General features: G+C 63.2%; 10 protein-coding genes and 1 pseudogene. 3 read left to right on the top strand and 8 right to left on the bottom strand.

All coding sequences use genetic code 11. The features are described 5' to 3' along the window. Window positions 1-326 precede the first annotated feature (326 nt). The 3 genes from EIP85_RS11375 to EIP85_RS11385 all read right to left on the bottom strand — a co-directional run bounded on the left by EIP85_RS11375 (window position 327) and on the right by EIP85_RS11385 (window position 3,526). A complete protein-coding gene (locus EIP85_RS11375; protein ID WP_127902302.1) occupies window positions 327-1,175 on the bottom strand; it encodes an undecaprenyl-diphosphate phosphatase in 849 nt (282 codons plus the stop codon). A 405-nt stretch (window positions 1,176-1,580) separates the two neighbouring features. Then, a complete protein-coding gene (locus tag EIP85_RS11380; RefSeq protein ID WP_127902303.1) occupies window positions 1,581-2,927 on the bottom strand; it encodes a ferredoxin reductase family protein in 1,347 nt (448 codons plus the stop codon). Between the two features lie 260 nt (window positions 2,928-3,187). Further along, window positions 3,188-3,526: a hemerythrin domain-containing protein gene (locus EIP85_RS11385; protein ID WP_127902304.1), complete on the bottom strand. Its 339-nt coding sequence runs from the start codon at window positions 3,524-3,526 to the stop codon at window positions 3,188-3,190. Between the two features lie 67 nt (window positions 3,527-3,593). Between EIP85_RS11385 and EIP85_RS11390 the strand changes: the two are divergent. After that, a pseudogene (locus EIP85_RS11390) lies at window positions 3,594-3,770 on the top strand (transposase); the annotation flags it as partial. Window positions 3,771-3,943: 173 nt separating this feature from the next. Here the strand turns inward: EIP85_RS11390 and EIP85_RS11395 are convergent. From EIP85_RS11395 to EIP85_RS11405, 3 genes are all read right to left on the bottom strand, one after another. Then, window positions 3,944-4,759 (bottom strand): GNAT family N-acetyltransferase, encoded by an 816-nt coding sequence (locus EIP85_RS11395; protein ID WP_127902305.1) that lies wholly within the window; start codon window positions 4,757-4,759, stop codon window positions 3,944-3,946. 29 nt (window positions 4,760-4,788) lie between these two features. Then, window positions 4,789-5,118 carry a hypothetical protein gene (locus tag EIP85_RS11400; protein ID WP_127902306.1) on the bottom strand — a complete coding sequence of 110 codons (330 nt, stop codon included), beginning with the start codon at window positions 5,116-5,118 and terminating at the stop codon, window positions 4,789-4,791. Between the two features lie 1,798 nt (window positions 5,119-6,916). Next, a complete protein-coding gene (locus EIP85_RS11405) occupies window positions 6,917-7,117 on the bottom strand; it encodes a hypothetical protein (protein WP_241559975.1) in 201 nt (66 codons plus the stop codon). A 402-nt stretch (window positions 7,118-7,519) separates the two neighbouring features. Here EIP85_RS11405 and EIP85_RS11410 point away from each other — a divergent pair, with 402 nt between their 5' ends. Then, window positions 7,520-8,389, top strand: a complete 870-nt coding sequence (locus EIP85_RS11410; RefSeq protein ID WP_127902307.1) for a choline/ethanolamine kinase family protein — start codon at window positions 7,520-7,522, stop codon at window positions 8,387-8,389. Then, window positions 8,386-10,827 carry a GcvT family protein gene (locus EIP85_RS11415; protein WP_127902308.1) on the top strand — a complete coding sequence of 814 codons (2,442 nt, stop codon included), beginning with the start codon at window positions 8,386-8,388 and terminating at the stop codon, window positions 10,825-10,827. The genes EIP85_RS11410 and EIP85_RS11415 overlap by 4 nt, the downstream gene beginning before the upstream one ends. A 267-nt stretch (window positions 10,828-11,094) precedes the next feature. On the opposite strand, the gene EIP85_RS11420 is transcribed toward EIP85_RS11415, so the two are convergent. Beyond that, window positions 11,095-12,384 (bottom strand): MGH1-like glycoside hydrolase domain-containing protein, encoded by a 1,290-nt coding sequence (locus tag EIP85_RS11420; protein ID WP_127902309.1) that lies wholly within the window; start codon window positions 12,382-12,384, stop codon window positions 11,095-11,097. An 8-nt stretch (window positions 12,385-12,392) separates the two neighbouring features. After that, window positions 12,393-13,433 carry an ABC transporter ATP-binding protein gene (locus tag EIP85_RS11425; RefSeq protein WP_127902310.1) on the bottom strand — a complete coding sequence of 347 codons (1,041 nt, stop codon included), beginning with the start codon at window positions 13,431-13,433 and terminating at the stop codon, window positions 12,393-12,395. Window positions 13,434-13,435 lie beyond the last annotated feature (2 nt).

The raw sequence follows: 13,435 nt of genomic DNA on the forward strand, positions 1-13,435 counted from the left end.
CGGCGCTCGTTCCAAAACCGCTGCGCCTTCGAGGGGCTTGGAAGGGCACGGAAGGGCTCTTCGCCGCGCCGTGGCTAGACGGCCGCAAAGCGCCCTCATGCCGACTGTTCCTGGTTTTGCATGAGTTACCTGGAACACTGCCGCATCCGGAGAAGTAGGCTCGTCGCGGCCGTTCGCCTTTCCATCCCTGAACGACGGCAAGGCGACTCCATGTCGGCCGTTAGGCATCTCGCGCGAGAACCCTGAAACTTGCCGTTGGCTGTCGCCTAGTTGGCGGTTCCGGACCCGGACTCCCATCGAGTTTTCCCGCGCTGCCGGGAATGACCTCAGAGGGTAACCACCATGAAGGCGCCAACGCCGGCAGCCATGCAGTAGATGGCGATTGGCGTCAGCGTCCGCGTCTCGAAGTATTTCAGGAGGAATCTGACCGAGAAATACGCCGTCGCCGCGGCAGCGATACCACCGACGGCAGCAGGTCCGAGGCCGGCACCCCCGTGGTGAAACAGGACGGGGATCTTCAGGGCCGCCGCAGCGGATATGATCGGTGTAGCCAGCAGAAACGAATAGCGCACCGAGTTCTCGTGCGAGAGACCGGCTGCCAGTCCGCCCGTCATGGTCAGGCCAGTACGTGAAAAGCCCGGGATCAGGGCGAAGCACTGCGCGAGGCCTACTATGAGTGCCTCGGTCCAACTCAGCGCCGCTATCTTGCTATCGTCGTGCGGGCCTTCCGCGACCCGCCGGTCGCGCAGCACCTCGACCCCATAAAGGACGACCCCATTCAGCAAAAGCACGATGGCAATCAGCGATGTGTCGGCGAAGAGGTGCTCGATCTTGTGTTGAAGCGCAAGACCGATGAGCCCCGCCGGAACCGTGCTGACCACGAGGAGCCAGCCGAGCCGACCATAGGTGTCACCGGGCGCGATCCGGCGCGCCGCAAGGGTGCGGAAAATACCGCCAATGATTGCAACCCAGTCGCGCCAGAAGAACCCGAGCAGGACCAGTGCCGTTGCAAAGTGGGTGAGCACGACAAAGGCAAGGAAGGCGTCCGTGGATCGGTCAAGGTGCCAGCCGAGCATCGCGGGCAGTAGGGCCGTGTGACCGAGACTCGATACCGGAAAGAGTTCAGAGAAGCCTTGTAGAAGACCCAGCGTCAGAGCTTGGACATAGGTGACCATCGGGGTCGCTATCCTCGTCTAAGGTGGTCGTTAGAGCCTCATTTTTGCGGCTTGCCGAGTTCACCGCGCCCGGTGCCTCTCCGAGCAAAGCAGATCGCTAGCGCCACGACGGCGAGATGGATCGGTACATGTTGGCAATTTGTCCTGCAACCGCCCCCCGCTCAATTGACCCATGGGAACGATCATTTGGTCGCGACTTGCATGCCCTCTTCGCGCCGCGTCCGAGCGTCGGCAACGCGCCCTCACATCGGCCCTTCGAGATCGAGCCAGGGCATCCTGAAAGCCGGCCGGCTGCTTTCTCGGATCCGCGTTACGTCGCACGTGGATCACGTTGCGCCTACTTCGGCCAGGAACGTGCGGAGACCGACATTCGCTACGCTCAATAGCAACGCCTTCCGAGGCCGTTCACCGCAGCTCGAACAGCTCCTGGTGGAACCGATCTTCAGTCGGCCAGCTCTGGGCGGCGAAATCTGCACGCAAGGCAGTACCGAACCTGCTCGGACCGCAGAACCATAGGCTCGCTTCCCGCCAGTTTCGCACTGCGTCCCGGATGCGCTGCCCGGTCAACTGGCCATCGCGGGCGTCGATCAGGAGATGCAGCCGGACCTTAGCCGCACGGGCATCTTCGGCGATGCGCGCGAGGGCAGCCTCATCCACTTCCCGTGTTGTATGGAACAGGTCGATCTCGGGCCGAATACCATCGGGGCTGGCCGTGGCCATTTCCTTCAGTCGTGCGAGAAACGGAGTGATCCCGATGCCGGCCCCGACCCAGATCTGGTGTGGCAGGCCATCATCGAAGGTAAAGCAACCATAGGGCCCCTCCACAGTCACCTGCTGGCCCAGTTTGAGGCGGTCGACGAGGCCGGTCGTGTGGTCGCCCAGCTCCTTGGAAACAAAAGTGACCTTCGGGTCTGCCGGGGACCATGCCGAAGCGATCGTATAGGGATGCGCTCCCTCGATCGGGTTCGAGGTTACGAAGGCGAATTGTCCAGCTTGATGTCCTCTCCAGCCCTTACCAAGGCGGACTACTGTCTCAAGCGAGCGAACCCCTGGATAGTGCCGCATCTCGGCAATCTCGCCGGCAACGCGGCGTTCTGCGCCGATCCGCCCGACCAGAGAGACAATCGCCGCGTAGCTGCCAGCGAGCATGAGGAGTCCGAGCGCCACGCCAAGCGGCGTCATCCACATTCCGTAGTCCATTAGAATGACAGAGTGGAAGACCAATATCAGGTACATAACCGGCACGAGCCGGTGGCTGTATCGGAAGACCTGATAGGGGATCAGCTTGATCAGTGCGATCAGCAACAGGATCACGATCCCATAGAACGCCCATTCGCCCAATCCCTGGGCTGTCCCGCGAAAGCTGAGGAGGAATTGCTGGACCGGGTCGGTGATCTCCGGCCGCGGGCCTCGCGTCGGGCGCGCGAGCAACCCGAGCCCGACGGCCCATTTCGGGGCTTCGGACCAGAGCCAATGGAAGACCGCGAGCCCGAGCACCCCGATGCCGAGCCATTTGTGCAGCCGGTACATCTTGTCGAGACCGTCCACCCGCGCCTCCAGCCAGCGCGGGCGGAGGGAGAGGAACATTGCCACACTCATCGCGGAAATTGCGAGCACCCCGCTGAACTGCATCATGGGATTTCGCAAAGCGAAAACGGATTCGGCCGAGAAGATGTCGGGGTTCAGTACGAGCCACAGCAGGCCGACGACTGCCCAGAAGCCCCAAAAGAGGCGAAGGTTCGCGCTTTTCATCGTTCGCCCTTTCCCGACGACACCACTATCCCTTGCCAAAACATTCTGCCATCCTTTGCTAAAACATTCGGCAGCTCTCGTATCGCGCATCCTCCCCTAGAAATACGAACCGAGCCCTCGTTTCCGTCGCTAATGACTTGGTGTTGATTTCCATCGAGAAGTGACGCCCGGGTCAGATCTCTTTAGAAATCAACAGGATGAGGCTCGCCTCGTTGACTTCGGCTCAGGAACAGAGAGTGCTGAAGACTGCACGCTGTCGGTCAGATCGGACGCACCCTTCTCAGTTGCACGTCAACTTGCCCCAAATGCCTGGAAAGCCAACGATCCATGCGGCCAAGAAGCGCCGCGGAGCGCTCAGGATCGAAGCCATGCCGATAGAAACGCTCGCTTTTCGCCTCGATCATTTTTCGGAATGCTTTGTGTTCCAGGCAGTTCTGTGTCGCGGCGGCGCACCGGTCAGCCTGCATGCAACTCTCTTCGATCTGAAAATGCACGATCCCGTAGATGGTAAGAAAGCCAAGAAAGGCTTCGTAGGGCCGGGATGCCAAGCCATTTTTGAGCGTATCGCGAAAGCAATCGACTGCTTCCTGGGCCGACAAGGGTTATGTCAGCGGCGAGCGCGAGGCCGAGTTCACCGCCTCCGGTGGCGCTTGGGGCGTGATGCGGAAGGCGCCCATGGGTGGAAAGCTGCATCCCTTCGACGAGCGCATCAACCGGGTCATCAAGCGGCAGTTCGGCCACACCAATACCCGCTACCGGGGGCTCGCCAAGAACCGCGCCCAACTCTTTACGCTATTTGCGCTCGGCAACCTGTTCCTCGTCCGCCGAAATCTGCAAGCATGAGGTCGGTTCTGTCCAGACACCAGCTCCTCGCCCACACCGGGGGCCCAACGCCCCCGAATAGGCAATTCGCCTCCCGTCGTCGGCCATTTCCAACACTCACGCCGCAATCCTGGCCAAGCCAACGGTGTTGATCAGACGTTTCCAGGAATCTTAGTGTACGGCTTTTGAGCTTCCTATTGCCCGCTGACATAACTCGGCCGATCGTAAGTAAGATCGAATCCGAGTCGGTGCATGTTGCGAAGTGAGGGAGAGGTTATATTGTCCGGCGGTCGGATGGCTTCAGTCACCAACCAACGACAGCCGAGGTCTGCTGCTGCATGCATACGGTGTAGCATGAGTGCACGATGAATGCCTTTCCGCCTATGGCTCGACAACACCGAGTCAAACCCCATCCAGGCTACGGCACCCCACACGAAGAACGCGCCGGTACCGACTGGCTCATCTGCGTCATAGGCCAAATAAGTGTGCCAGCCTTGTGTGCCGGGAAGAGTTCCAAGAAAATCGGTAAGGACTGCCGGAAACCCAAAACCGCGAACAGTTGTCACCCCGAAGAGGTGAGCACTATCGACGCCGACTTCACGGATAGCAACGCTTAGGTCAAGATCGGGCAGGTCCTCAGCTTGCCTCATCATTTTCGCTAGAACAAAGCCACACTTGAGGCCGTTTCCGGTCAGATGGTCCTCAAGCCCTTTGGGTAGGGCCTCGCTGCAAAGGGAAATGCTACAGCGCGTCCCTGCTAAACGATATCGCTGAATCTGGTCGGAAAGCCAATCCAGATCTGCCCGGCTGTCAATTCCCAGGCCAATAATTCGGTTCATGAACCACCAGGGATACTTGGCGGCGCGTAACACAAGGCAGCCACCATTTCTTTCTGAAGACAGCTCCAAGGACTCGTGTACATCCGGTCGGGCAGCGTCCCAAACGCTGGCCCAAGCAGCGATTTCCGACTGCTCGCCAATTTGGATCAGAGCGTCGTTCTTTTTCTCCACGGAATTCACTCCCGGCCTATCCTGACCCGCTAACCCTTGAGCAACTCTTCGTTGGAGGTAGGGACATTTACCCCGGAAAACTGCGGGATGACGTTGAAACCTGTCATCGTCGTCACTGGAACCGCGGCCGAGGTATGAATGACGCCGCTTGCCCCGACGGCCGAGACTGTCATCGTCGATGTCCAATTCAGAAGCTGGCTCTCTATGAAGTTTTCCGTGTCCGTCGCCGTCCGAAAATACACCGGCGCATACATGCGGTTGACGACTTGAATGACCCGCAGCGCCTGAGCCTCTCCGCCAAAGGCCATGGCGGTCTCGGTGACAAGCCAGACAACGGCCGTGAATATGGGCAGCCACATGATCGCTACGTACCTAGCGGATCCACTCTCCCCCACAATAGAAAGGGATAGGAACCCTCGGCGCGATCGAGCTTTGTGTCTCACACCAGGCATACTCCAAAAAAAATCGTCAGTGGCACCCACGCCCCTGTCGAGGCGCCAGCCGGCAACGCGAATTCTCTGTCGATTGCATTCGACGCCGCTCCTTAATGACAGCACAATGTTGTTTAACCGTCGCAAAACAACGCATTCATTTTCGGTTCACAAAGCGCGTGGTTCCAACAACACCCCAAGCGGCCAAACTCGCTACACCAGCGAAACGGCCGGCGGCTCTGCAGCAATTCAGCAGTTCTTTTGAAGCGTTGCTGTGCAGATAGGTGGCAACCTCTGGGGTGAGCAACGCTGGGATTAGAATGCTTGTCCACCATGCCGCCGAGCATGCTATGCGGTTCACGGAGGCGTAAATGAACGGGAAGTCTGTGAAACTGGCTTGAGAATTGGTTTTATTTATACGGAAGACGTCGTTGGCTTCATGCTGGAGGCCTTCCTTGCTCGGTTAAACTTTCATCGGCAGCACTTTTCTATTGAAGCGTTTTCGTGGAACAAAGGGGCAGACTTGACACCGAGCTAACTCACCGCCGCCATCGACGACGATCGGGAGACCACCGCACCGACTTTCCGTGCCGACGACGAAGGTTCGATCTGGCGTTGGCTATCGTGGGGCGATCGTCTGCACAACGAATATGAGATCGAGCAATTTGCGCAAGTAGTTTTCTAGGCGCAGCACTGTCCTCACACCCGATCTAATGACACAGGAAAGCCGCCAGAGCTGCACTCTTGCGTCGCATTTCTGGATCACCACTGCCCTCGCGGGCAGCACGCCGCCGCATCAGAGCTAGATCCGGGACTTTAAAGGATGTCGCAGGACAACATAATCGGCATCGGACGGCGCGCCCGGACAAATGTTCGGCGCGGGTCTTTTCTTCCGCCACTTGCTTCCCCGGAAATCTCCGAAACCGGGGGCATACGGCGAGCAGGTCAGGAGACAAACGCGCGAAAGGCTCTGATCGAAACGATCGTATTCGGCGCTGCTCTCATTGTCAGCTCGGCGCTCGGGCTCCTGTTGGGGAACTTGCTATAGGCGTGACCTCAATAACTCGCAGAGCTGCCGGAGCGCCGGCGTTCATCCCGGGTTAACCGTTCCCGTGTTGGAATTTCCCTTTCGGACTGGCGGCGCTTTCACGCTCTACCCGGCCGCAGCCGGGCGGGTGCCTCTGCCCGATTCTGCGCACTCGACGGTCATTGAACCGACATTGCCGCGAGGACGTATTCCGTCACGAAAGCACGGGATCTAAGCGCCAGGGAAGCGATGACTCAGGACAAACTCACAGACATCTACGACAAATGCATGGACGCGCCCGTGCCCGGGGTTCCAAAGGACATGCCTTGGAACGCGGCCAGCTTTGAGAGCAGTGACTGTCTCTGGAATATCGAGACTGACGCAATGTGGGTGCGAACGGGCGTATCTGGCGTTTGGGTCGAAATACCCCAAATCGAAGCCGACGAGGCCGAGAGACGCCCGACGCGAAGCAAACGAAACCGCGGCCGCTGATTGGCAGCAGGGGCGGCCCCCCAGACTTGTTGCGCCGGCTTCGCGCGGACCATCAAGAATGCAAGATCGGCCTGTTCGCGCGCCTGGAACATGGGCCGGCTCCCCATATGTTGCGGAATCGATACACGATCTCCGCGTTTTAACTGCGGCACTGTTGTTCGGCGCTCCCAGACAATCGTGAGGCCTGCGCGTGCGGTCTCGGCCGTTTCATCCCCACTCGACAAGGTCGGTGCGCGTGCGTGTCTCGTCGGAACCTTCGCCGATGTAGGAGAAAAGCATCTCCGATCCGACGCGGAGCGCAGCGTACCAGTAAGCCTTGTTGCAGCGCTGCTTGAGCGTCGGCTCATCCTCAACGCCGAACATTGCGTCTTCCTTCAAGAGCCGCACCAGATCGGTATATGCGCTCATAGCAATTCTGCTGAGTGGGGTAATGCCTATCGCTTTAAGATTTTGCTTGGCATACGTATACCTATCAAAACCTAAGATTGCTGGGCACGGTCGGAGAAGAGTCTTCTGCGGCATAGAAGCGGCAAATTTACCTTGAAGCTGGGCCACATTTCAACGGCCGCCCCACTCGGAGTTTGCCCAAGCCGCGTCCTCTCTGAAGGACAGCAACGCGCGCGCCAAGCGGCCGTTCAGAGGCCAGGTCGGGATCCTTGCGGGCGGCTCGGCAGCTTTTCGGCGCTCGCGTAGGTTCTGCAGTGGGCACCGAGTGAGGCTTTGTATGGCCAAATCGGGGACCAGTCCAAGCCCTGCATCGGGGTGGCGCACGCCCATTGCCTGGAGATCGCGCACGGACCAATATGGCTTATGACCATAGAGCGCCTCAGGTCGCTGCCGTTGTGGCAGGGGAGAATTCAGGTCGAGCCCCTCGCCGGCGGGCTCTCCAACGTCAGCTGGAAGGTGACCGACCGGGCCGGCGTGCATGTTGTCCGGTTCGGGACCGACTATCCGTTTCACCACATCGACCGCCAGCGCGAGGTGATCGCTGCGCGGGCGGCACATGAGGGCGGCTTCGGGCCCGAGGTCGAATACGCGGCGCCCGGCGTCATGGTGTCCGCCTTCCTTGAGGCCCGCACCTGGTCGGCAGCCGATGTCGTCGGGAACCCGGAGCGGATCGGCAGGCTGTTGCGTGCGTTTCACCGCGACATGCCGCCGCGCATCGCCGGCCCCGGCTACATGTTCTGGGTCTTCCACGTAATCCGCGACTATGCCCGAATGCTCGCCGCCACCGCCCGGGCAGGGGAGCTGCCGCGCTACCTAGCGCTCGGGGCGGAGCTGGAGGCGGCGCAGATCCCGCTGCCCGTCGTCTTCGGCCATCACGACCTGCTGCCTGCCAACATCCTCGACGACGGTGAGAGCTTGTGGCTGATCGACTACGAATACGCGGGCCTCGGCACCGCGATGTTCGACCTTGCTGGCGCCTCCTCAAACGCCGGGATGACCGCGGAGCAGTCGTTGCGTTTACTCTCCACCTATCTCGGGCATGAGCCCGGGCGGGCGTTCCTCAGGGCGTTCTCGGCCATGCAATGTGCGTCGCTTCTGCGCGAGGCGATGTGGGCCATGGTCTCCGAGCTCCACCTTGCCACGCCGGGGGTCGACTTCGCCGCCTATGCGCAGGAGAACCTCGACCGGCTGGCCGAGGCGCTCGACATCTACCGCAGTGGAGCCTTCAGATGAGCCTTCCGGACCGTGCCCAGATCGTCGTCATCGGCGGCGGCATCATCGGCTGCTCGACCGCCTATCACCTGGCGCGCGACCACAAGGCCGACGTGCTGCTACTGGAGCAGAATCGGCTGACCTCGGGCACGACCTGGCACGCCGCCGGGCTGGTCGGCCAGCTCCGTTCCTCTGCCTCGATCACCCGGGTGCTGAAATATTCGGTGGAACTCTACAAGGGCCTCGCCGCCGAGACGGGGCTTGAGACTGGCTGGCGGATGACCGGCTGCCTGCGGCTCGCCACCACCCCCGACCGCTGGACCGAATACCGCCGCCTCGCGACCACCGCGCGGAGCTTTGGGATGGAGATGGAGCTGATCTCGCCCGCCGAGGTGAAGCGGATGTGGCCGCTGATGGACACCTCCGACCTGATCGGCGCCTCCTGGCTGCCGACCGACGGGCAAGCCAGTCCGGCCGACATCGCCCAGTCGCTGGCCAAGGGCGCACGGATGCACGGGGCGCAGCTGGTGGAGGGGGTGCGGGTGACCGGCTTCCGGATGCAGGGCAACCGCATCACCCATGTCGAGACGGCCGAAGGCCCCGTCGAATGCGAGACGGTCGTGAACTGCGCCGGCCAATGGGCGCGGCAGGTTGGGATAATGGCCGGCATCACCGTGCCGCTGCAGCCGGTGAAGCACCAGTACATCGTCACCGAGGCGATCCCCGGCCTCTCGCGCGACGCTGCGACGCTGCGGGACCCTGATCGGCGGACCTATTTCAAGGAGGAGACGGGTGGCCTCGTGATGGGGGGCTATGAGCCCGACCCGAAACCCTGGACCACCGGCGACGTGCCGGCGGACTGGGAGTTCCGGCTGTTCGACGACGACTGGGATCATTTCGCCCAGCACATGGAGCAGGCCATCGCCCGCGTCCCGGCGCTTGCCGAAGCCGGGGTGAGGCAGATGATAAACGGCTCGGAAAGCTTCACGCCGGACGGGAATTTCATCCTCGGCGCCGCGCCGGAATGCGCCAACATGTATGTCGGCGCCGGCTTCAACGCCTTCGGCATCGCCTCGGCCGGCGGCGCCGGCTGGGTGCTGGCCGACTGGGCGGTGAACGGCGAGGCGCCACTCGATCTCTGGACAGTCGACATCCGCCGCTTCTCCGCCCTGCACCGCGACCGCGACTGGGTGCGCGACCGCACGCTGGAGGCCTATGGCAAGCACTACACGGTGGCCTTTCCGCATGAGGAATACGCCTCCGGCCGGCCGCGGCTCGTCTCGCCACTCTACGACCGGCTGAAGGCCCGGGGTGCCGTCTTCGGCTCCAAGCTCGGCTGGGAGCGGCCGAACTGGTTCGCGCCGGCAGGGGTCGAGGCGGCCGATGTCTACTCCATGGGCCGCCAGAACTGGTTCGAGACGGTGGGAGAGGAGCACCGACACGTCCGCGAGGCGGTCGGGTTGCTCGACCAGTCGTCTTTCGCCAAGTTCGAGGTCACCGGCCGGGATTCCGAGGCGGCGCTCGACTGGGTCTGCGCAAATGACGTGACCAAGCCGCCGGGGCGCTGGACCTATACCCAGCTCCTCAACCGCCGGGGCGGGATCGAGGCCGATATGACCGTTGCTCGCCTCGGCCCCGACCGGTTCTACATCGTCACCGGCACCGGCTTCCGAACCCATGACGGCGGCTGGATCGCCGACCACCTGCCCGAGGGGCGCGACGTGGCGATCCGCGATGTCACCGAGGAGCTGGCGGTGCTGACGCTGATGGGGCCGCGCTCGCGCGAGGTGCTGGCGAAGGTGACCGATGGCGACGTGACCAATGCGGGTTTCCCCTTCGGCCATCTCCGCCTCCTCCGGATCGCGGGCGCCGAGGTCCGCGCGCTCCGGATCACCTATGCTGGGGAGCTCGGCTGGGAGCTGCACATGGCCACCGGCGATGCGGCAGCGGTGTTCGACGCGCTGATGGCGGCCGGCGCAGCGGAGGGCATCCGGCCCGTCGGCTACCGCGCGCTCGAAAGCCTGCGGCTGGAAAAGGGCTACCGCGCCTGGTCGTCTGACATCACGCCGAACGACACGCCTTTCGAGGCGGGCCTCGGTTGGGCCGTCAAGCTGCGCGGCACCGCCGCGTTCCTTGGCCGCGAGGCGCTGGAGAGGGCGCGGGACAAGCCGCTGGCGAAGCGCTTCGCCGGCTTCCTGCTCGACGATCCCGAAGCGGTGCTCGTCGGCCGCGAGACCATCCTGCGAAACGGCCAGCCGGTCGGCTATCTCACCTCCGGCGGCTTCGGCTACACGCTTGGCTGCCCCGTCGGCTACGGCTATGTCCGCAACCCCGAGGGCGCCACGCCGCAATACCTCAAGAAGGGGACCTATGAACTTGTGGTCGGGGGCGACAGGTTGCCGGCTCGCCTTGAACTCGACCCTCCATACGATCCGTCGAACCGCCGCGTGAAAGGGTGAAGAGAGCTACGGCACGGCAAATCGACGGGCGCGGTAGCCCCGTCTATTACGTCATGAGGTGGTCGGAACACGGCCCTCTCGGCCCTCAGAACTCCCGGGCAGAGACGCCCACCTATTCGGTCGTTCCTTTGGGTTCAAATCACCGGGTTCCAGAAGCTGAGGACACCTACATCAGCGACCTTCCGAAAGGTCGCCTTGTTCAAGTGGCCTTCTATTCGGGCCGAGCAAATTGCCGGGCCAGGGTCTGGACTATTTGTCCGTGCGATATCAGGCCTCTGTCCCAGCCGCCTCGGCCTGGGCCAGGAACTCCAGCACCATCGCCGCGGTCCAGGTGAACCGCCCCCCGCCGCAGGGCGCGCCGGTGTTGGGGTCGTAATATTCCGCAAAACCGCCGGTCCCGATCAGCTCCAGAGAGGCCTCGCGGATCCGTTCCGCAACCGAAGGGGCCACGCCTTCCAGCCCGTCCGAGATCATGTAGTTCACGATGAGCCAGACCGGCCCCCGCCAGTAGCGCCGCGCGTCGTAGCGCGGGTCCGCCGGATCGTGGCTCGGCACCACGTAGCGGCAGCGCGCGGCAAGCGTCTCGATCCGCCGGGCCATCGTCCGCAGCCGCGCGGGCGGTAGCGGCGCGAAGGCCGCGATCAGCCCGCCCACGGAGGCGCTGTCGACCAGCGTGCCGGTCACCCGGTCGCGGCAGAGGTACTGGCCCAGTCGATCGCTCCATAGCCCCTCCATCGCCGCCAGCCCGGCCTTCGCCCAGGCCCGGTTCCGCGCCGCGATCTCCCCTGCGCCAAGGCCTTCGGCCAGCGCGGCAAGGTCGAGGCAGGAGCGCAGCAGGATCGCGTTGAGGCCGGGATCGACTATCTGGAAGGGCGAGGCGTCATGCAGTTTCGCATTGTCCCAGCCGAGGCTCCGAAAGCGTTCCACCAGCCACAGGTAGCGGTCATATTGCTCCTTGGTGGGCCGCATCGAGGCATCAGCGTGGGCGAGGTCGCGGCGGGTATAGGGCGTGATACCCGAGGTCGGCACCCGCTCGAACGCGAGGTCCCAGTCCACGGAATTGTCGCGGCCGGATTCCCAGGGATGCAGGATGGCGACCAGCCCCTCCCTCGCCGGATCACGCATCGCGAAGAACCATTCATGCCAGCGGTGGATCGGTTCCAGAAGCGCCAGCGCCCGGCGCTCGGCCTCGGTGCGGTCGCGCGCGCGCTCCACCAGGCGGCGCAGCGCGAAGCCCGCGACGGCCGGCTGGGTGATACCCGAGGTCGGCACCGGCCGCCCGGTCTGCCAGACGTTCGGGCCGGGGAAATAGCCGTCATCCTCTACGTGGAAGATGATATGCGGCACCATCCCGTCGGGCCATTGATGGGCGAAGAGCGTCTCGATCTCTGTAAAGGCGCGCCCCTCGTCCAGCCGGGCGAGGCCGAGCGCGCTGAGGCAGGAATCCCAGTTCCACTGGAAAGGGTAGAGGCCGCGCGTGGGGACGGTATAGCTGCCCCGGTCATTCTCTTTCAGGATGGCGGTGGCGGCGGCAACAAGCTCTGATCGGTCGTGCATTTTGGATCTCAAACGGGAACGGAATGGCCGGTGGCGAGGTCGAACCAGCGCGCGCGACCCTCGAGCGGGGCGAGGTGGAGGAGGTCTCCGGTCCGGACGGACGTATCGCTTTCGAGGATGGCGCGAAAGCCATGGCCCGCCACGTCGCAGGTCACGAGAAGGTGCGGCCCGAGCGGTTCGACGATCTTGACGTGGGCGGGTAGGCCTTTGGCCGCCGGGCGCAGGTCCTCGGGCCGGACGGCGAATTCCAGCGCCTCGCCACTCTCGGGGCCGAGCACCGGCAGGCCGGCCACCTCCCATCCCCCAGCCCCGCGGTTTGCGGGCAGGAAGTTCATCGGCGGGTTGCCGATGAAGGCGCCGACGAAGCGGGCGGCGGGGTTGCGGTAGACCTCGATCGGCTCGGCCGCCTGGAGGATATGGCCGCCCTGCATCACCGCGATGCGGTCGGCGAGGCTCATCGCCTCCACCTGGTCATGGGTGACGTAGATCGTGGTGGTCTGGCTTTCGGCAAGGATCCCCTTCAACTCCGCCCGCATCTCCAGCCTGAGCAGCGCGTCGAGGTTGGAGAGCGGCTCGTCCATCAGGATCACCGAGGGTTCCATGGCGAGCGCGCGCGCCACCGCGACGCGCTGGCGCTGCCCGCCCGAAAGCTGGCCGGAGTAGCGCTTGAGGAGCTGCTCGATATGCATCAGCTCCGCCGTCCTCTCCACCCGCCTTGTGATCTCGGCCATCGGCAGATTCTGCATGCGCAGGCCGAAGGCGATGTTCTCGAAGACGGTCAGATGCGGGAAGACGGCGTAGTTCTGGAACACCATGGCGATCCCGCGCTGGCGCGGCGGCAGGTGATCCACCCGGCGCCCGCCGATCCAGACCTCGCCGCCGCTGGCGCTCTCGAGCCCGGCGATGATGCGCAGAAGCGTGGTCTTGCCGCAGCCCGAGGCCCCAAGGAGGACCACGAACTCCCGATCGGCCACCGTCAGGTCGACCGAGTGGAGGGCGGTGAAGGCGCCGAAGGTCTTTGCGACCCCTTTGATGACGATCTCGGCCAAGC

Source organism: Solirhodobacter olei (genome assembly GCF_004010155.1).
Classification (GTDB): Bacteria; Pseudomonadota; Alphaproteobacteria; order Rhodobacterales; family Rhodobacteraceae; genus Solirhodobacter; species Solirhodobacter olei.